This is a genomic window from Mucilaginibacter sp. 22184 (assembly GCF_052045695.1).
In the GTDB taxonomy this organism is placed as follows: Bacteria; Bacteroidota; Bacteroidia; order Sphingobacteriales; family Sphingobacteriaceae; genus Mucilaginibacter.
Window position 1 is genome coordinate 263,622 of the sequence record NZ_JBQEPI010000005.1, and the last position, 20,648, is coordinate 284,269.

Sequence of the window (20,648 nt, forward strand, 5' to 3'; positions counted from 1 at the left end):
ACTGATTTTATTATTTAAACCCGGCGTTGTATGAATATTAAGTTTCGCTTAATAGTGATGAATTTTATGCAGTTTTTTATATGGGGTTCATGGCTACTAACTATAGGGGTATACTGGTTTCAAAATAAACAATGGTCGGGTGAGCACTTTGGTGCTATTTTTTCAACCATGGGCATCTCGGCTATCTTTATGCCCGCCCTTACCGGTATTATTGCCGACCGCTTCATAAATGCCGAAAAGCTTTACGGGGTAATGCACATTTTAGGAGCAATGACCTTATTTTGTTTACCGCTTGTTACCAATCCGATCACGTTTTTTTGGGTGATGTTGCTGAATATGGTGTTTTATATGCCAACCCTATCATTATCCATAACCGTGGCCTATTCGGCGTTAAAAAACAGTGATAAGGATATTGTAAAAGATTACCCGCCTATACGGATATGGGGAACTATCGGCTTTATTGCTGCATTGTGGACGGTGAGTCTTACCCATAACGAAACCTCGGCCAATCAGTTTTATATCTCATCGGCGATGGCCCTTGTATTAGGTTTATATTCTTTTACATTGCCTAAAGCTCCTCCCCTTATGGGTAAAGTTGCTCATAAATCATTTGTAGAGCAATTGGGTTTAAAAGCTTTTACTCTATTTAAAGTACCTAAGTTTGCTATATTTTTTGCATTCTCACTTTTGTTAGGCGCTGCCTTACAGTTGACCAACGCCTATGGCGATACCTATATCCACGATTTTGCTACTGTGCCGGCTTATAAAGATACCATAGCAGTAAAGTATCCTGCCATTATCATGTCCATATCCCAGATCTCCGAAACGTTGTTTATCCTGGCTATCCCTTTCTTCCTGCGTAAGTTCGGTATCAAGTATGTGATGCTGTTTAGTATGCTGGCCTGGGTGTTACGATTTGGTCTGTTTGCTTTCGGCGATCCGGCCAGCGGACTTTGGATGATCATTGGTTCCTGTATCGTTTATGGTATGGCCTTTGACTTCTTTAATATTTCGGGTTCATTATTTGTCGAAACGCAGGCAACACCCGAAATCAGGGCCAGCGCCCAGGGCCTTTTCATGATGATGGTGAATGGCTTTGGTGCCTTTTTTGGCAGCATAGGCAGCGGCTACATTATTGATAAGTTCTTCACCCATGCCGATCATAGTAAAAACTGGCACGGCATCTGGCTAACCTTTGCAGCTTATGCACTGGTTATAGCGGTTATTTTTCCTTTTATATTTAGATATAAACATAACGCGGCATTAAAACATGCCATTGCACATGCATAAAGCAATATTATCTGAATCAGAATTTATAGAATTTGAAAATTAACAGAATGTTACTCGATTATTCTGAAAATCCTTAAATTCTGTAAATCCTGATTCAGGCAACTATTTCTTGCCTATGGCGTATTGTATGCCGCCCAAAAGATGTTTCAGGTATAAGGGATCGGCATATGATTCATCGGTATGGCCCAGTTCGGTATAAAAGGCTCTGCCGCCATCAAAACTGTGATACCAGGCCATGGGGTGATTATCACCATTTTCGCCGCCGGTATAGCTTTTTTCGTCTATTTTGATCAGTACATGCAAATCGTCGGCTATCCATTTATAGTTGTACCACTCATCCCAGCGTTTCCAGGTTTCGGGCAAATGTTTGGTGGCTATAAAATTGCGGTCGACCACATTCAGCGTAGCTTCCTGTTGTTTGGGGTGACTTTTAAAGTAAGCACCCACCAGTTTGCCATACCAGGGCCAGTCATACTCCGTATCAGTAGCCGCATGCACGCCTACAAAGCCGCCACCTGCTTTTATGTATTGCTCAAAGGCAGTTTGTTGGGTATCATCCAAAACATTACCAGTGGTGCTTAAAAATATCACCGCGGCGTATTGTTTGAGGTTGTCGGGTGTAAATTTTGCAGCGTTGGTGGTACTATCCACATCAAAATTATTTTCCTGGCCTAATTTCATAATAGCCGGTACGCCAACCGCTATCGAGTTATGATGAAAGCCCGCCGTTTTACAGAAAACAAGCACTTTGGGTTTCGATTTTGCATAAAGCAACGTAGTGCTTAATAGCAAACAAATAAAAAGTAGTTTTTTCATAGTTGATTAAGTTTATGTCGTACTGAAGTTGTTTCAGCATCCTACAAGAAGATCTACATTGTATGATCAACCTTGCTTGTGGGATCCCGAAATAAATTCGGGATGACGTGTATGTTTATTTTATCCTTGTTCTTTGCTCTATTTATCTATGATCCTTTTATATATTTCCCTTCTTCAATTCTCCAACTGCAAAATCGGCTGCACGAGCGGTTAATGCCATATAGGTTAATGAAGGGTTTTGGCAGGCGGACGATGTCATCGCTGCACCATCAGTACAGAACACATTTTTGGCATCCCATACCTGATTATGCGCATTCAGAACAGATGTTTTAGGGTCAAGCCCCATGCGGGCGGTGCCCATTTCGTGTATGCCGTCACCAACGTTGTGGCCCCTGTCGTGCGTTTTTACATTTTTAACGCCGGCACTTTCCAGCATCTCTTTGGCTTCTTTTACGATATCGATGCGCATTTTCTTTTCGTTGTCCCTGATAATGGCATCCATGGCTAAAACAGGTAAGCCCCATTTATCCGTGCGGTTTTTATCCAGGGTGATCTTGTTATCATGATAAGGCAGTAATTCGCCAAAACCGCCTATGCCAATCTCCCAGTCGCCCGGTTCGGTTATCGCGTCTTTATATTGCGCGCCAATGTTCAGTTCGGCAATCTCGCGGCTCCAACCTGTTCTGCTTGCACCACCCTGGTAGCCAAAACCACGCAGATAATCGCGTTTATCGCCAAATAAATTGGCAAATCGTACCACATAGATGCCATTGGCACGGCGACCATAATAATATTTATCCTCAAAACCTTCTACATGGCCAGATGCGCCCAGGTTATAATGATGATCCATAATGTTGTGCCCCAGTTCGCCGCTGCTGCTGCCCAATCCGTCGGGCCATACATCCGTTGCCGAGTTCATCAACACCCAGGCACTGTTTAAAGCCGAGGCATTCAGAAATACGATCTTGGCATAATACTCATAGGTTTGGTTGGTTTCGGCATCAAGCACTTCAACGCCGGTAGCTTTTTGCGTATCCTTATCGTACAATATTTTAGTAACTATGGAGTATGGCCTAACCGTTAGGTTCCCGGTGGCCAAAGCAGCCGGTAAAGTGGAGGATTGTGTACTGAAATATCCACCAAAAGGACATCCTTCCCAGCAACGGTTACGGAACTGGCACTTGGTACGACCAGGAATGGCCGCTGTAAGATTAGCCGAACGACCGATGATCATATGCCTGGTGCCATTATAATTCTTTTTCAGCCGGGCAGCTACATCTTTCTCCACCCAGTTCATATCCATTGGTGGCAGGTAATGCCCATCGGGTAATTGCTCCAAACCTTCTAATGAACCGCTTATGCCGGCAAACTTCTCTACATGATCATACCAGGGTGCCAGGTCTTTATAACGGATAGGCCAGTCAATTGCCCAGCCATCTTTGGCATTAGCTTCAAAATCATGATCGCTCCAGCGGTAGCTTTGCCTGCCCCATAAAATAGAGCGGCCACCCAACTGGTATGATCGCCACCAGTTAAAGGGTTTAATTTCGGTATAAGGCGCTTCCTGCTCATTAACCCAATAATCCATGATGGGCTCATAAGCCCCCCAGCCACGTGATATTACCGGTCTGACTTTGCGTTGAGCCTGTGTTGGACTGCCACGGTGCGGCATATCCCAGGGATTGTTATTGGCGGTTTTATAATCTTTGATGTGTTCAAAATTACGGCCGCGTTCCAGCATAATGGTTTTCAGACCTTTTTCGGTTAATTCTTTAGCCGCCCAGCCGCCGCTAATGCCCGAGCCAATAACTATAGCGTCATAAGTATTGGCGGTTTTAGCCTTGCCGTTTACATTGTTTAATGGCATAATTTCAATAAAATTAAAGGTTGGTTTTGCAATTGGATAAACAATAATATCAATTAAAACTAAACAAAGCAATGAACTGTCAATAAAAAAACAATCGATTGTAATTTATAGGTTACAAACAGGTCAGATTAAAGTATCATACAGATCACATATAATCATATTCCTGTAAACGCCTCTCGCAAAACAACGGTAGTTTTTCTACTTTTACATATTATACCCCTACTGCCATGCTTACTGTAAGTGAATTATATATTTATCCTATCAAATCATTAGGAGGCATATCATTATCCAACGCCGAGGTTACCGACCGCGGGCTAAAATATGATCGTCGCTGGATGCTGGTTGATGAACAAAACCGTTTCCTAACCCAGCGAGAATATCCGCAAATGGCGTTGCTAAAAGTGCAGGTTGAAAACGACGGACTGTTAGTTACCCACCACCTGAACGGATCGGTTGCCATACCATTTGAGCAACATAACCAGGGCAAACAGGAAGTGGCTATCTGGGATGATACCTGTGCGGGCGTATTTGTGGATTCGGAATTGGACAGTTGGTTTAGCGCCGCGCTGGGTATAAAATGCCGACTGGTGCACATGCCCGAAGACACGCATAGGGAGGTTGACCAGCGGTATGCGTCACCGGGTATGATCACTTCTTTTGCCGATGCTTATCCTTTTTTACTGATAGGTCAGGCTTCGCTTAATGATCTGAATAGTCGCCTTGCCGAACCATTACCCATGAACCGGTTCAGGCCTAACATTGTTTTTACCGGCGGTGAGCCTTTTGCAGAAGACCTGATGAACCATATACAAGTAGCCGGTATCAACTTTTATGGAGCCAAGCTTTGCGCACGTTGTGTGCTCACTACTATCGATCAGCTTACGGCGGTAAAGGCTAAAGAACCTTTAAAAACATTGGCGCAATACCGGCTGATGGACAAGAAAATAATGTTTGGGCAAAATCTGGTTCATGAAGGTACCGGCATCATTACCATTGGCGATACCCTGAATGTATTAAGTACCCACACCGAAGAAAGATTCCTGGTGCCTTATAAATGAAAAGACATATTGCCCATATTACCCTGGTGATAGCCGATTATGATGAGGCCATTGCTTTTTATACCCAAAAGCTTGGCTTTGTATTGATAGAAGACACCATTTTAAGCGAAACAAAGAGATGGGTTTTAATAGCGCCGGATAAAGATGCACAATGTTCTATTCTGCTGGCGAAGGCTGCGGGTGATGAACAAAAACAAGCTATTGGCAATCAATCGGGCAAGCGCGTATTCCTGTTTTTGTATACCGACAATTTTTGGCGCGATCATAAGGCCATGACTGCTCAAGGGATCAATTTTGTGCGGCAGCCGGTTACCGAGAATTATGGTATAGTAGCGGTTTTTGAAGATCTTTACGGTAATTTGTGGGACCTGATACAACCTTCCGATAAACAACCAACATGAAACCAACTATTACCATTGAATACTGCCCCAAATGTAACTGGATGATGCGCGCCGCTTACATGGCCCAGGAACTGCTGACTACTTTTACTGATGATGTTTATGGCGTAACCCTGCACCCAAGCGAAACAAGTGGCAAATATACCATCAGTGTTAATGATAAGGTATTGTTCGACAGAAAAGAACAGGGGCGCTTCCCGGAGATCAAAGAGTTAAAACAGCTGGTTCGTGATCAGGTTAACCCGGATAAAAACTTAGGGCACTCGGAAAAAGAGAGGCAAGAAATAAGAATCAAGAATCAGGAAGAATAATAGTAATCGATTAATTTAATCCCTTGTCCTGATTCCTGGCTCTTATCTCTTGATTCTATACCCTATACAAGTATCCTATAGTATTACTGGATATTTTTATTTATAATTGTGTACCTTTGTTAGTTTTATTTTAAAAAATGCTATCTAAAAAAACTAAATACGCAATTAAGGCATTAGTGATCCTGGGTAAGAACATGGATCAGCCGCCAATGCAAATTTCAAAGATCGCTGAGGCCGAACGTATCCCCAAGAAATTCCTGGAGCAAATACTGCTCGATTTACGGAATGCAGGTTTCCTGTACAGCAAAAAAGGTGCAGGTGGTGGTTACAGCTTAAATCGTGATCCTAAAGAGATATTCCTCGTAAGTATTATGCGTATCACGGATGGCCCTATTGCTATGGTGCCTTGCGCCAGTCTTAACTTTTATCACAAATGCGATGAGTGTCACCAGGAAACTACCTGTGGCATCCGCGATGTATTTGTTGATGTTCGTGATGCCACGTTAAAAATATTAAGTGAGACCAGCATCGCTGATATCATCTCGCGGGAGCAAACGCTTATTCATACTTAAAAAGCTTATTGACCGCTGTTAAAATTTAAGATAATCCTTAAATTGCATTGCTTTTCGGAAACTTGTAAACCGGGGCGCCTTATCACTTCATATCCAAAAATGAAATATTTGCTTATACCCCTGTTTTGCATTGCTTCGGTTGTCAATATTTCCGCGCAGACTGTACATTTTTATAGCGGAGCAAAGATTCCTGATTATGATAGCATGTCATTTCGTATGTTTGAGCAGGACAGCACGTCGCTGTATGCCATCCGTTATGATAAAAAGGATTATTTCTTAGACATTTATGAGAAAGAGCTCTTAAAGAACGAGGCTCATATAAAAGTTCCTCTCCCACCTAAAGATTCGATCCAGTACAGTTTTGAAAATCTTTTTGTTTTCAAAGATAACTTCAGTGTATTCTACTCCTATTTCGACGAAAAAAACTTATGCAAAAAGTTAGAAATGTTGAACTTTAAAAGAAATGGAGAAAAAATAGGTGCAGCTAAACTGATAGATACTTCAGGCGGAAAAAATGCGCGGAAAGCTGGCAGTTTTTCTATCCTTAATAGCAAAGCAGCTAAAGAGTTTCTTTCATACGGGTATAAAACCGTAAAAGATAGCACATATATCAACATCAATCACTTTGATTATACAGGAACCAAAACCCGAACACAGAATATCTCATTGGGCAAAGACCCCGGATATGAAGTTTATTCGGCGTTTGATGATAAATGGGATCTGTATCGCTTAACCAGAAGTAGGTTAAGGAACAAAAATGTTAAATGGAACGTTATAGTCTACTCTCCTTCGTCCAATACTCCGCAAATCATCGAACTGAAGCAACTCTCAAAAGATACTATTTCCCTGTCGGGCAGAGGCATGTCCTACGTCGATGATCATGACCAGATTAATTTATTATTACCTTATACAACTCCGTCTTCGGATAAAAATGCGGTGGGAGCATATATTGTACAGATAGATACAAAAAGCTATAAGTTGGTAAAAGAAGTGGCCATTCCATTTAAAACCGGCAGTAGTGGTGATAGTGATAATGCCGATAATGATGATTTTTCTTTGTCGTCATGTATCCCCATGCAAATTATTACTACAGCCAATAATGGATTACGGATCGTATTTGAAAGCAGGCTCAGAACCACCACAACCTATTATGGTATTAAACTCCAAAATGAGTTTGATATTGGCGATATTATTACTGTTGATGTTGATAGCAATTACGTTGCAAAACAAATTAACCGTATAAAGAAAAAGCAGCATACCAACGAAGAAAAATTTCAGTTTACCGGATACGCGCCTTTAACTTATAAGGGAAAAAGTTATTTCCTTTACAATGAGCTCCCCCGAAACTTACAATGCCCACCAGATGAAATGAAGAAGGTAAACTCTTCAAAAACTGATGAAACTGTGGTTATTTACGCAACAATAGATAGCGGTAAGGTGCAAAGAAATATACTGATTAATAAACCACCAAAATCAGATACGGACGCAATTTTTCCGAGTTCTGTTTTCCGGGACAAAAATAAAAAGCAAGTAATTTATTTACTCCGGAAAAAGGAAGCTGATATGTATCTCACAAAGATCTTTATCGAGTAAGCAACAGTATAATTATTTCAATCTAATTCTGGATACGCGCTTCTTATAATCTCACCAAACTGTCAAATGGTAATTTTTTTCAATTAAATTCTACCATTTCCCTATAGTATGTATATATTTGGGGAATGAATACCTTCAACAGGAATATTTACTACAAAAATCTGATGTGTTATTGCGTGAGAGACAATAAGGCCAGGCTATAATTTTTGTATTAACCATATACGCCTCTTTAGCCTAAGCCAAAGAGGCTTTTTTATAATTGATAAAACGATAAGATATGCAGAGCTTCAGAACGGAACTGGAGAACCCGATAGTTGAAAAAGATATTATTGATCTTGAAAAAAAGATCAGGGCTTTTCGTGAAGGTAAAATTCACGACGAAAAGTTCAGGAGCTTACGTTTGGCACGCGGCATTTATGGTCAGCGCCAGCCGGGTGTGCAAATGGTGCGTATCAAGTTGCCATTTGGTAAAGTTACTTTCAAACAGCTGCTGCGTATTGCCGAGATATCTGACGAATACGGAAGCCGTAACCTGCACTTAACCACCCGCCAGGATATCCAGATCCATTATGTGAGCCTGGAACGTACACCTGAACTTTGGGCCAAACTGGAGCAGGATGATATTACCCTGCGCGAAGCTTGCGGTAATACCGTCAGAAACGTTACCGCCTCCCCTGCTTCGGGTATCGATCCGCAGGAACCATTTGATGTTTCGCCATATGCGCATGCTACTTTCGAGTATTTTTTACGCAACCCGGTATGCCAGGAAATGGGGCGTAAATTCAAAATCTCTTTTTCATCAAGCGATGCGGACACCGCGTTTTCTTACATTCACGATATCGGCGTTATCCCGAAACTGAAGGCCAATGGCGAGCGTGGCTTTAAAGTGCTTTTAGGCGGTGGTTTAGGCGCCCAGCCGCTGTTAGCCAGCATTGTAGAAGAATTTTTACCCGAAGATCAACTCATCCCTTATATCGAGGCCATCATCCGGGTGTTCGATCGTTATGGCGAACGCAATAACCGTAACAAGGCCCGATTGAAATATCTCATTCAAAAACTTGGATTAGAGGAAGTTTTACGTTTAGCGGCTATCGAAAGAACGGCCATCAAAGTAAAAAGTTATACTATCGACCGTGATGCGGTTCCACAACCTGCCGTTCCGGAAGAAACCGCTTTTGCCGAAGTAAGCATCAGCAACCCTTTCCGCTATGAGCAATGGTTGGCTACCAACGTGTTTGAACAAAAGCAAAAAGGCTTTTATGGCGTATACATTAAAGTTCCCGTTGGTGATATCTCCTCAGATACCGCCCGTGAACTGGTAAAAGTATTACAGCCATTGGTTGCCGACGAGATCCGCGTTACCCAAAACCAGGGATTACTGTTGAAATTTGCCCGCAAAGAGGCATTACCAGCCCTGTACCAAGGCTTGGCTAAGCTGGAACTGGCTGCGCCTGGTTTTGACAGCGTGGCTGATGTAACCACCTGCCCTGGCACCGATACCTGCAACCTGGGTATCTCCAACAGTATGACCATGGCCCGTGTACTGGAAGACCTGATCTACAACGAATACGAAGATTTTATTTATAACCGCGATATCAAGATAAAAATAAGCGGCTGTATGAACTCCTGCGGTCAGCATGGTTTGGCGCATATTGGTTTTCACGGCAGCTCATTAAAAGCGGGTACCAAAGTGTTGCCGTCTGTACAGGTGATGCTGGGAGGCGGTACCGTTGGCGACGGCGTTGGTCGTGCTGCTGATAGGGTGATCAAGGTGCCTTCAAAAAGGGCAACCGATGTTTTACGTACCCTGCTTGATGATTATAAAGCACTTTCAACAGAAGGTGAACTTTATAATGATTACTACGACAGACAAGGTAAAGACTATTTTTATCGCCTTTTGAAACCCCTTGCCGATTTGACCAACCTAACCGATGATGAGTTTGTTGACTGGGGTCACCAGGAAACTTTTGTTACCGCCATTGGCGTTGGTGAATGTGCCGGTGTGATCATCGACCTGGTGGCAACGCTGTTGTATGAGTCGGAAGAAAAACTGGGCTGGGCCAAGCAATCATTCCAGGCCGGTGCATGGTCTGATGCCATTTATCATGCCTATAATACACTGCTAAGCTCAGCTAAAGCGTTGTTACTTGATAAAAGTATAAACACCAGTACGCAGGCCGCTGTTATTCGTGAATTTGATGCCAATTATGTAGAAAAAGGCGAATTTGATATCGAAGGCAGCTTTAACGACCTGGTTTTACAGATCAACCAACATGAACCTTCTCAAGAGTTTGCTACAGCTTACTTAGCGCAGGCAACCGCGTTTTTAGAAAAAAGTAAAGCAAAAAGAGAGGCTTTGGTACAATAATAAAATTGTTAAAGAATAGTAAGCATGTCATTATTGCCCAAAGATAGCAGCATAACCAAGGTTCAGAACCAGGATACTGGGGGCAATCAATTGTTTCCCGTGTTTTTAAAGCTGAACGACCTGCATACCGTACTGGTAGGCGGAGGTAATGTTGGGTTGGAAAAACTGACCGCTATTTTAAATAACAGCACCCAGGCCAAAGTAACCGTGATATCCCGTGAGTTTCTAACGGAAATACACGAACTGGCTGCTCAATATGACGGCTTAACCGTTATTCAGAAATCCTTTACCGATGATGATCTGAATGATGCCGAAGTAGTGATAGCCGCTACTAACGATAGCGATCTGAACAAATATATCCGCCAGGCAGCACATGACCGCAAATTGCTGATCAACGTGGCTGATAAACCTGAGCTTTGCGATTTTTACCTGGCATCCATCGTTCAAAAAGGCGATTTGAAGCTGGCTATATCCACCAACGGTAAATCGCCAACCATAGCCAAACGCTTAAAGGAAGTGCTCAACGAAAGTATCCCTGACGAGTTGGATACCACTCTGCAGCAAATGAGCGAACTGCGCAATACCCTCACCGGTGATTTTGCTGACAAGGTTAAAACTTTAAATAAAGTAACCTCGGTACTGGTTGAGCCTAAAATTACCGTTAATAAGAATTTTATCTGGCTTATCTGGTCAACCATTATCATTTCCCTGGCGGTTGTTATTTCCGCTTTGTATTACAGGGAACCTCAGTTTAAATCATTTATAGAGGGTGTACCTCCACAGTTTTATTACTTTTTGGGGGCTGGTTTCCTGTTTGCACTGGTTGATGGCGCTATAGGTATGTCATATGGCGTTACTTCTACCAGTTTCTCCCTCTCAATGGGTATCCCTCCTGCATCTGCCAGTATGGGTGTCCACCTGTCAGAGATATTGAGTTGTGGTATAGCCGGCTGGATGCATTTTCGTATGGGTAATATCAACTGGAAGCTTTTTAAATTATTGGTAATACCCGGCATTATCGGAGCTATTACAGGTGCTACGTTATTATCATCATTGGAGCATTATAGCATGTATACCAAGCCGGTAGTGTCTTTATATACATTAATACTTGGATGGGTTATCCTGTCAAAAGCTTTTAATATCAAGCGTAAAAAATCGACCGATAAAGTAAAGCGCATTTCGTTATTAGGTTTAGGTGGCGGCTTTATTGACGCGGTTGGCGGCGGCGGTTGGGGATCAATCGTATTGTCAACTTTGATAGCTGGTGGCCGTAGTCCTATATTTTCATTAGGTACTGTAAAATTAGCACGTTTTTTTGTTGCTATAGCCGGTTCTATTACCTTTATTAGTTTGGTAACCAGCGATCATTGGCCTGCAGTAGCTGGTTTAATATTGGGTAGCGCATTGGCATCGCCTATAGCGGCCCGTATCTCTAATAAAATATCCACCAAAACCATTATGGTTTCTGTAGGTATTATCGTAATACTGGTAAGTATCAAATCGATAGTCGCCTTTATTACCAAAGTTTTGTAACATGAGTGAAGTAGTTAAACATATACAAAAAGTAATTGCAGGTCTCGACCCTGTTGAGGCCCTGCGCGAACTCGCCGAGCTGTTTCCCGGCGAAATCGTGTTCTCTACCAGTTTTGGTTGGGAAGATCAGGCCATCAGCCACATGATATTTGCCAATAACTTGCCAATTAAAGTTTTTACCCTTGAAACCGGCCGCCTTTTCCGCGAAACCTACTCTGTTTGGAGCAGCACTATGGACAGGTATAAACAACCCATACACGCCTATTACCCCGACCGCGATCTGCTGGAAGAAATGGTAAACAAAAAGGGCCCCAACAGCTTTTATGAGTCTGTAGAGAACCGTAAAGAGTGCTGCGGTATCCGAAAGATAGAGCCCTTGAAACGCGCGCTTAAAGGCAATAAATTATGGATCACCGGTATCCGTGCCGATCAATCTGCCAACCGCCATGATATGGAAAACGTAGAGTGGGACGAGCAAAACCTGCTGGCCAAGTTCCACCCTATTTTTAGCTGGACATTAGATGATGTTAAAGCCTATATCAAACAATATAACATTCCCTATAACTCCCTGCATGATAAAGGCTTTCCCAGCATTGGCTGTATGCCTTGTACACGTGCTGTTGCCGAAGGCGAGGACTTCCGCGCCGGCCGCTGGTGGTGGGAAGATCAGTCTAAAAAGGAATGCGGACTGCACGAAGTGAAACAGCATTAAACAAAGACGCTTTTTTGAATTATACACTCAAAGCCGGTATGGTCATCAGAATCATCCGGTTTTTTTGTTTTAGAATCTTGTGATTAATAAGTCCGTCATTGCGAGCGCAGCGTGGCAATCCCCAATTGGCAGAGCCGCTCTGTATAGTTAGGGATTGCCACGCTGCGCTCGCAATGACGTAATAGTGTTGGCCCCTACGCCTCACCCCACAAAAAAGCGAATGAGCATTGCTGCCCATCCGCCTTAAAAACTATATAAAACGTATTAAAAAAAAGCTTATTTAGGTTGTTGGCCGCTTAACAAGCCATCCAGGGTAACCGATACATAGTACAGACCGCCAATAGTTGGGCCGCCGGCATACTGAATGTACCGCTTGTTGAAAATATTGCTTGCGCCTAACTTAAAGGTGGCATAGTATACGGGTACGCGGTAGGTAACCTGCGCATCAACAGTGCCAATAGCGGGTACGGTACCGGTAACCAGCGGGCTTTCCCACAGGAATGACTCCTGCCATTTGTAAACTACGTTGAAGCCAAAGTTTTTAACCACTTCACGATTACCGAATGATACGTTGCCCGACCATTCCGGTGTATTAAAGCCCGTTACAAAAATATCAGAGGCCGTTTGAGCTTTTAACTTGTTAAAGCTTACGTTGCCTGATATGGTATATCTTTTATAAAAATTATAGGTAATACCTGCCGATGAACCGTAGTTGTGATAAATGTTTTTGGCGTTGGTGTACACCCGGTACCTGCTTTGCCCCTGGCTGGCTGCATTGGTTGAAGTTGCAGAAGTTGGGTCGCGGTTAATGTCAAGCATGGATAATACGGCCGCGTCTGTGCCCACAGTGGTTCCATTGGGTACAAACACCTGCACCTGGCCTAAAAAGCCGTCATAACGGTTAGTATAGGCATCTATGTCGATGAATACTTTGTTATCGGCAACAATGCCTTTGTAACCAATCTCGTACGAGGTGATCTGCTCCGGACGTGCTGGTGGCAAATCGGCTACTTTCAGCAGGTTCCTGTTAGCCAGGGCATTCGCATCTGTGCTACCTCCCGGTGCTGCGTTTACAGCAGCGTTAAAATTGGTTACCGATGTTTGCGTGTAGCTGTTGCCCAGGTAACCTAATCCATCATTTATAAATGGTAAACTACCTACACGTTTCACCCTACCATTGTTTACGTATGACAAAGCTTCAAACAATGATGGAAAACGGTACCCGTTCTGGAAAGTGAACCTGAAGTTATGGTTTTCATTCACCGTATAAACGGCGGCTAAACGTGGTGTAAATTTAGGATCGAAGTAAGGGTTGTAATCCCAGCGGATAGATCCGAATAATTTCAGCTTCTCGTCAAAAAAAGTTTTGGTTACCTGGGTAAACGCGCCATATTTTTTGTAGATCACATCTTTACCAAAACTTCCGTTGGCCAAAGGTGTATTACGATCAGCAATAGGACGGGTAAAGTCAACAAAGTTATTTCCATCAGGTATGATGGAATATACGCGAACATCACCGCCAACCAACAGGTCGATCACCTTGGCATACCGGCTCAGGTCCCATTGGGCCTCAGCATTATACATGTGGCTTTTTTGAACCAGGGCGGCGCCACCGGTCACCGGTGCATTCGGGATCTGGCTCGATTTAATGTCCCAGTTGTTGATACCTATGATGGTTTTACGCAGATCATTAAAGGCCTGTGTGCCTGGCTCTACCCTGCCCTTATCGGCGGCGGCCCTGGCAAATTGTTCCGCTGCGGCCAGGTTAGCCGATGTTAATTTACCACCTGCATATGATTTAAGCGCGTTACCGTATAAAGTGGCCCAGGCCGAGTTGCTGGCGTGGTTCAGGTCGAGATTATCAGCCAATGGCTTTACGTTGAATGAATTACCTGTATTCTCGATAGACTCATATGTGCGAACCAGGAACTCTTTTCCCTTTAACTCCACTTTATGGTTCTGTACGGTAGCACCATCGAGCGATATCTTGTTACCACGCTGAAAAACACCATCCATGCGGCCATAACGGTAGGTATATGATAAAATGGTATTCGGCGTTATTTTGTAGGCCAATGTACCATCCAGTTTTAAGTTGGTTACATGCGGATCAACCAGGTCCACCTCATTATAGCCGGTACGGGCCACATTAAGGTTGGGACGGGCCACACCATCAACAGTAATACCTTTAATTACAACCGTATTACTACCGGCAAGCGCGTCATCGCCATATTTGTTCCAGCCGTCATAAGCAGCGTTGCTGGTACCTGTCAGTTCGGGATACGCCGGGTTGGCGGTTTTTAAGTTTGTCGGGTTTTGATCTTTTTGAGTGTTTGATTGCCAGTCGGTTCCCTGCAAATAGCTAAAGTTTACTTTGAAAGCGAATTTATCATTAAAAGCCTTCGCAAACCTTAAAGCATCTTCGGTTAATGAACTCGCACCCAAAGCATCATTACCCACGTGGTTTAAAGCCTGGCGATGGTAGAAGCTCAATCCCTGGTATTTAAAAGGGTCTTTGGTAAACAGGTTCGATAAACCGTTGATGGCATTGGTGCCATACAAAGCTGCGGCCGCACCCGGAGTGATTTCGATGCTGGCGATATCCAGCTCGGTTGGGCCAATGGCATTACCCAGCGGTACACCTAAAGTAGCCGATTGCATATCAACCCCATCAACCAGTTGCATGAACCTGAAGTTGTTGGGGCTGTTAAAACCGCGGGTATTAGGTACCTTAAGGGTGATACTCGTGGTGGTCATCTGTACGCCTTTCACGTTCTCCAGCGCGTCATAAAAACTTGGGCCAGGCGATTGTTTCAGCGCGTTGATGCTCAGTTTTTCGATAGCTACGGGTGAGCGTAACAGTTTTTCTTCCTTACGGGATGCGGTAACCACTACCTCGTTGATGAGTAATGATTGTGAGGTAAGCTGAATATTTAAAGCGCTATTGGCATTCTTAATGTAAAACTCCTGTGGTTGAAAACCCACAGCGCTAAAAATCAGTGTGTATGGTAATTTAGCGCTTGTAGTTAAGGCGAATTTACCGGTACTGTCTGTAGCCGTTTTGTTGGTAGTACCTTTTATACTAACGGTGGTGCCTACTAAAGGTTGTCCGTGATCATCTTTTACCTGTCCGCTTAAAATATACGAGCCATTGAGCTGTGCATAACTGATGGCTGGTGTAAGCAAAAGAAAAAGTACAATAAGTCTTAACGAATTTGTAAAGATTTTTTTCATGTAGTAAGGTTGGGTGGTGGTGGAAACTAAAATTTGGGTTGATTAAATGTTTTTGATAGATGTAGAGATCAAAAGCATCAACAACAGGCAGTAGAGCACTGCATATTTACAAAGGGCATTAACGTAATTTTATAATAATGATACATTGTCTATAGAATTAGTCGACAAAAATAGAAAAAAAATAGGTTTAACAAATTTTTTTTCTATTTTAATTTTGAGCCTGCTTTATCAAGCCAGTGATCAAATACTTTTTAAACCTTTTAAAACGCCTCAAAAATTTGTTAAAAAGTGTTAAAATGGCGTTAAAATTTAGTTAAACTGGCCTAAAAGCATCCCATTTTGCCCGGCTTTTGATTAAAAAATGTTAAAATTTAAAGTTTAAAAAGTTTCGGCGTAACTAGATAATTTAGACAGCGTCCTTTCCGGAGGGGCCTTCCTCCCTCCTCCTTTCAACTACATTTCGGCAGATATACTTGGTAATTAGTTACACAATAATTAATAGTTTATATGCATATAAAGGCATAATCAACAATAATTTATTAAAAATTATTAATTTTTGCCCATAAACTAATGTAAATAATAAATACAAGAGCCATAATGGCTGTATTTTATAGTGAAATGATAATTTTTTGTTCAAAATGGTTAATTTATACCTTAAAGCGAATTAATATCAATCAAAAAATGCTATTTTTGGATCAAAATACGATCAGCAGGAAATGGCCTTCAACTATCAGCGCATCATTATCAAAATAGGCTCTAACGTTTTTACCCAGGAAAATGGCTTACCCAACCTGCAACGTATAGAACACCTGGTTGAACAGATAGCGGCGATCAAAAAACAAGGCAAGGAAGTAATCCTGGTATCCTCAGGAGCAGTGGCTTCTGGTCGCAGTTTGATCACTATTTCCGAAAAATATGATGCCATTGCCGCAAGGCAGTTATTGGCTTCCATTGGTCAGGTAAAGCTGATCAATACCTACTCCAGTCTTTTCGAACGCTTTGATATCCTTTGCTCGCAAGTGCTGGTCACCAAGGAAGATTTCAGGGACAGGATGCATTACCTGAACATGAAAAACTGCCTGGAATTGTTGCTACAGCACCAGGTAATACCTGTGGTGAACGAAAATGATGTGGTATCAGTAACAGAATTGATGTTTACGGATAATGATGAGCTTGCCGGTCTTATAGCCTCTATGCTAAATGCTGAGGCCCTTATCGTGCTAACCAATGTTGATGGTATATATAATGGCAATCCAAGCGCGCCGGGATCTTCTGTAATTGAAGAAGTTAACGGTTCTGTAGTTGATTTCTCTGAGTTTGTTTCTTCCGGTCGTTCTCAATTTGGCCGGGGCGGCATGATCACTAAATCAACCATGTCGCAAAAAACGGCACAACTGGGCATAGCCGTACATATAGCTAACGGAACCCGCGAAAATATCTTGACCGATGTTCTGGAAAATAAAGTGATACATACCCGCTTTACTCCTACAAAAAAAGCGTCAGGGAAAAAGAAATGGATAGCGCATTCCGAAAAATCGGCAACCGGCATCGTTCAGGTTAATGATGGCGCAAGGCTTGCGTTAACATCTAATAAAGCCACAAGTTTATTACCGATAGGCATAGTACAGGTAGTAAGCGATTTTAAAAAAGGCGACATTATTAAACTGGTTGACGAAAAAAACAAACAAGTAGGCTTAGGTATAGCCGAATATGGTGCTGATAGAGCTCGTGAACGCGTTGGGCAGAAAAACCAAAAGCCCTTGGTGCATTACGATTATCTTTATTTACAAGGTTAACAGCGATGGGATACGATAATTATTTTCAAAAAGCCCTTGTAGCGGGTAGAAAGCCTACCTTTGCTCCTGCATTGATTAATCAGGTATTGCAGGATGTGGCATCCGAAGCAATTGCCCAAACCGATTACCTGCTGACCGAGAACCAGAAAGACCTTGACCGGATGGATAGCACCGATCCTAAATACGACCGGTTGAAACTTACCGCCGCTCGCATTGAAGCCATAGCGGGTGATATGGTGAATGTGGCCCTTTTAGATAGCCCTCTGGGTAAACAGCTTTCGCAAACCAATATGCCCAACGGTTTATCCATAACAAAGGTTAGGGTTCCGCTGGGTGTTGTAGGTGTTATTTACGAAGCCCGACCCAACGTTACATTTGATGTATTTGCCCTTTGCTTTAAAACAGGCAATGTCAGTATTTTAAAAGGCGGTAGTGATGCCGATTTCTCAAACCGGGCCATTATCTCGGTTATACATAAAATACTGCGTAAACATCAGCTGGACACCGATATAGTTACCTTATTACCTGCTGATCGTGAAGTTACTGCAGCCTTGCTAAATGCCGTTGGCTTTGTGGATGTATTGATACCGCGAGGCAGCCAGTCATTGATTAATTTTGTGAGGGATAACAGTAAAGTACCCGTAATTGAAACCGGGGCAGGTATTGTTCACACCTATTTTGATGAATCGGGCGACCTGGAAAAAGGTGCTCAAATTATAGCCAATGCCAAAACACGCCGGGTAAGCGTTTGTAACGCGCTTGATTGTTTAATTATCCACTCATCACGCGTTACTGATCTGCCGGGACTTACCCACATATTAAAGGAAAAGCAGGTAGAATTATTTGCCGATGAAACTGCCTACGAGGCATTAAAGGGTAATTATCCGGATAACCTGCTGAATAGAGCCGCTCCGGAACATTTCGGCACTGAATTTTTGTCTATGAAAATGGCCATAAAAACAGTAGATAGCTTTAAACAGGCGCTTGAGCATATCGCCATAAATGGTTCAAAGCATAGTGAGGCTATTATTACCGAAGATGCCGAACATATAGCTACATTCTTAAATGATGTAGATGCAGCCGCGGTATATGTCAATGTTTCAACCGCATTTACTGATGGAGCCCAATTCGGCCTTGGCGCCGAAATAGGCATCAGTACACAAAAACTCCACGCGCGTGGCCCCATGGGGCTTGAAGAACTGACCAGTTACAAATGGTTGGTTAAAGGCGATGGTCAAACCCGAAATCCATAATTATAAACCTAATACCTAATACCTAATACCTATACTTTGTTGCAAAAAAAAGGCGCTTGAAAAAGCGCCTTAAATTTTTCCTCACTGTTCGGTCTGTGTAGTTATTTAATCAGGTAATTTGCTATAGCAACAAAACAAATAATCACTAAAATCACTCCTTGCAGTTTTTGCTCTAATGTTAACTGGCTTATCATTTTAAATTAATTAGGGTATAGCAAATTTAAAATGTAAACCGGATGCCACAAGAGCGTAATACACTTTTGCATTTTTTTTAACAAAAAACTTACATGCTTTTTACAATGGTCACCAGTACATTTATTCGTTAAAATAATCGCAAAAAAAAGCTTGCACTATTAAAATTTGTGTAGAGACTACACACTATTAAAGTGTTAAATTTTATGCTCTATGATTAAGTAAAAAGCATTTTTTAGATAATTTTTATAATCGGGCATTTTTTTTAATCTTAAATATACAAACATAGTATATCCTGATTTTAGCTGTTATTATCTTCTGGGAAGCAATTTTCTTTCTAAAGAAACTGTATAATCATCATGAATTATAACTTAATGTAAATTTTATAATAAATTGATTATCAGTAACTATTAATTAATAGTTAATCTATTGAGATTTAATAGGTTTCTCCATTTTACCCTCGGCTGACCAATAAAGTATTGACATCAAGATCAAAAAGGTATCTTTGCAAAATTATGAGTAAGCATGGCAGGATCTTAGTGGCAATGAGCGGGGGGGTTGATAGTTCGGTAGCGGCAGTGATGTTGCATGAACAGGGCTATGAAGTTATTGGCCTTACTATGAAAACCTGGGACTATGCCTCATCTGGTGGTAGCTCAAAGGAAACCGGCTGCTGCAGCCTTGACAGCATCAATGATGCCCGTGCACTGGCAGTGGGTTATGGCTTCCCTCATTATATATTAGATATCAGAAGTGAATTTGGCGATTTTGTGATCGACAACTTTGTGGATGAGTATCTGGCAGGCCGTACCCCTAACCCATGTGTGCTTTGCAACACCCATATAAAATGGGATGCGCTTTTAAAACGTGCCGATAAACTCGACTGTGAATTTATTGCTACAGGTCACTACGCTAATATCCGTTTGCAGGATAATGGTCGTTATGTGATATCAAAGGGAAAAGACGAAAATAAAGATCAATCATATGTATTATGGGGGGTATCTCAGCAGAACCTTGCACGTACAAAATTCCCTTTAGGCAGTTTTTCTAAGCCCGAGATCAGACAAATGGCCTTGGATATGGGACAGATTGAACTTGCCGGCAAAAGCGAAAGCTATGAGATATGTTTTGTACCCGATAACGACTATAGAGCCTTTTTAAGACACAAAGTAGAAGATCTGGATGATCGTATAGGCCCGGGTAACTTTACGCTCACCAATGGCACTGTAGTGGGCAAACATCAGGGCTATCCGTTTTATACTATAGGGCAACGTAAAGGTTTGGGCATAGCTTTGGGACACCCAATGTTTGTTACGGCTATAGATCCACATACTAATACTGTTGTTTTAGGTACGGCAGATGAACTGGAACGCAAACAAGCCTGGGTTAAAAACCTTAACCTGGTTAAATATGCCACTATCAATGAGCCTTTAGAAGCTATTACCAAAATACGCTACAAAGATGCGGGTATGCAAAGCAGCATTGTACAAATGGGCGAACATATGAAAGTTGATTTCCATCATAACGTTTCAGGCATAGCACCGGGACAGTCGGCTGTCTTTTATGAAGGAAATGATCTTTTGGGTGGTGGCTTCCTAATGTAGGCCTTCTATATTGCTTGCTAATGGCATCTTGTTGCCGTATGCTTTTAATTGCCA

15 protein-coding genes are annotated in these 20,648 nt (G+C 42.4%); 12 read left to right on the forward strand and 3 right to left on the reverse strand.

All coding sequences use genetic code 11. From position 1 onward, the window contains the following. The first annotated feature begins 30 nt into the window (after positions 1–30). Positions 31–1,290: a nucleoside permease gene (locus ACTJKG_RS13185; protein ID WP_440739467.1), complete on the forward strand. Its 1,260-nt coding sequence runs from the start codon at positions 31–33 to the stop codon at positions 1,288–1,290. 102 nt (positions 1,291–1,392) lie between these two features. Here the strand turns inward: ACTJKG_RS13185 and ACTJKG_RS13190 are convergent, their stop codons facing one another. Both ACTJKG_RS13190 and ACTJKG_RS13195 read right to left on the reverse strand, forming a co-directional pair. Continuing rightward, positions 1,393–2,106 (reverse strand): ThuA domain-containing protein, encoded by a 714-nt coding sequence (locus ACTJKG_RS13190; RefSeq protein ID WP_440739468.1) that lies wholly within the window; start codon positions 2,104–2,106, stop codon positions 1,393–1,395. A gap of 157 nt (positions 2,107–2,263) precedes the next feature. Beyond that, positions 2,264–3,973: a GMC oxidoreductase gene (locus ACTJKG_RS13195; RefSeq protein ID WP_172333538.1), complete on the reverse strand. Its 1,710-nt coding sequence runs from the start codon at positions 3,971–3,973 to the stop codon at positions 2,264–2,266. A 227-nt stretch (positions 3,974–4,200) separates the two neighbouring features. Between ACTJKG_RS13195 and ACTJKG_RS13200 the strand changes: the two genes are divergently transcribed. The 8 genes from ACTJKG_RS13200 (at position 4,201) to ACTJKG_RS13235 (ending at position 12,518) form a co-directional block, all read left to right on the forward strand. Further along, a complete protein-coding gene (locus ACTJKG_RS13200; RefSeq protein ID WP_440739469.1) occupies positions 4,201–5,031 on the forward strand; it encodes an MOSC domain-containing protein in 831 nt (276 codons plus the stop codon). Beyond that, on the forward strand, positions 5,028–5,432 hold the full coding sequence (locus ACTJKG_RS13205; protein WP_440739470.1) for a VOC family protein: 405 nt from the start codon (positions 5,028–5,030) through the stop codon (positions 5,430–5,432). Before ACTJKG_RS13200 ends, ACTJKG_RS13205 begins: the two co-directional genes overlap by 4 nt. Continuing rightward, on the forward strand, positions 5,429–5,740 hold the full coding sequence (locus tag ACTJKG_RS13210; protein WP_172333541.1) for a SelT/SelW/SelH family protein: 312 nt from the start codon (positions 5,429–5,431) through the stop codon (positions 5,738–5,740). The genes ACTJKG_RS13205 and ACTJKG_RS13210 overlap by 4 nt, the downstream gene beginning before the upstream one ends. A 137-nt stretch (positions 5,741–5,877) precedes the next feature. Next, positions 5,878–6,312: an RrF2 family transcriptional regulator gene (locus ACTJKG_RS13215; protein ID WP_172333542.1), complete on the forward strand. Its 435-nt coding sequence runs from the start codon at positions 5,878–5,880 to the stop codon at positions 6,310–6,312. A gap of 99 nt (positions 6,313–6,411) precedes the next feature. Beyond that, a complete protein-coding gene (locus tag ACTJKG_RS13220) occupies positions 6,412–7,905 on the forward strand; it encodes a hypothetical protein (protein WP_440739471.1) in 1,494 nt (497 codons plus the stop codon). 277 nt (positions 7,906–8,182) lie between these two features. Further along, positions 8,183–10,273, forward strand: a complete 2,091-nt coding sequence (locus ACTJKG_RS13225; RefSeq protein WP_440739472.1) for a nitrite reductase — start codon at positions 8,183–8,185, stop codon at positions 10,271–10,273. A gap of 24 nt (positions 10,274–10,297) precedes the next feature. Further along, positions 10,298–11,806, forward strand: a complete 1,509-nt coding sequence (locus ACTJKG_RS13230; protein WP_440739473.1) for a TSUP family transporter — start codon at positions 10,298–10,300, stop codon at positions 11,804–11,806. A gap of 1 nt (position 11,807) precedes the next feature. Then, a complete protein-coding gene (locus tag ACTJKG_RS13235; RefSeq protein WP_172333546.1) occupies positions 11,808–12,518 on the forward strand; it encodes a phosphoadenylyl-sulfate reductase in 711 nt (236 codons plus the stop codon). Between the two features lie 276 nt (positions 12,519–12,794). On the opposite strand, the gene ACTJKG_RS13240 is transcribed toward ACTJKG_RS13235, so the two are convergent. Continuing rightward, on the reverse strand, positions 12,795–15,749 hold the full coding sequence (locus ACTJKG_RS13240) for a TonB-dependent receptor (RefSeq protein ID WP_440739474.1): 2,955 nt from the start codon (positions 15,747–15,749) through the stop codon (positions 12,795–12,797). Between the two features lie 716 nt (positions 15,750–16,465). Here ACTJKG_RS13240 and proB point away from each other — a divergent pair. The 3 genes from proB (at position 16,466) to mnmA (ending at position 20,594) form a co-directional block, all read left to right on the forward strand. Beyond that, positions 16,466–17,545 carry a glutamate 5-kinase gene (gene proB / locus ACTJKG_RS13245; RefSeq protein ID WP_440739475.1) on the forward strand — a complete coding sequence of 360 codons (1,080 nt, stop codon included), beginning with the start codon at positions 16,466–16,468 and terminating at the stop codon, positions 17,543–17,545. A 5-nt stretch (positions 17,546–17,550) separates the two neighbouring features. Further along, positions 17,551–18,798 carry a glutamate-5-semialdehyde dehydrogenase gene (locus ACTJKG_RS13250; RefSeq protein ID WP_440739476.1) on the forward strand — a complete coding sequence of 416 codons (1,248 nt, stop codon included), beginning with the start codon at positions 17,551–17,553 and terminating at the stop codon, positions 18,796–18,798. Positions 18,799–19,505: 707 nt separating this feature from the next. Next, entirely contained in the window at positions 19,506–20,594 is a 1,089-nt protein-coding gene (mnmA, locus tag ACTJKG_RS13255) for a tRNA 2-thiouridine(34) synthase MnmA (RefSeq protein ID WP_172333561.1), read from the forward strand. Positions 20,595–20,648 lie beyond the last annotated feature (54 nt).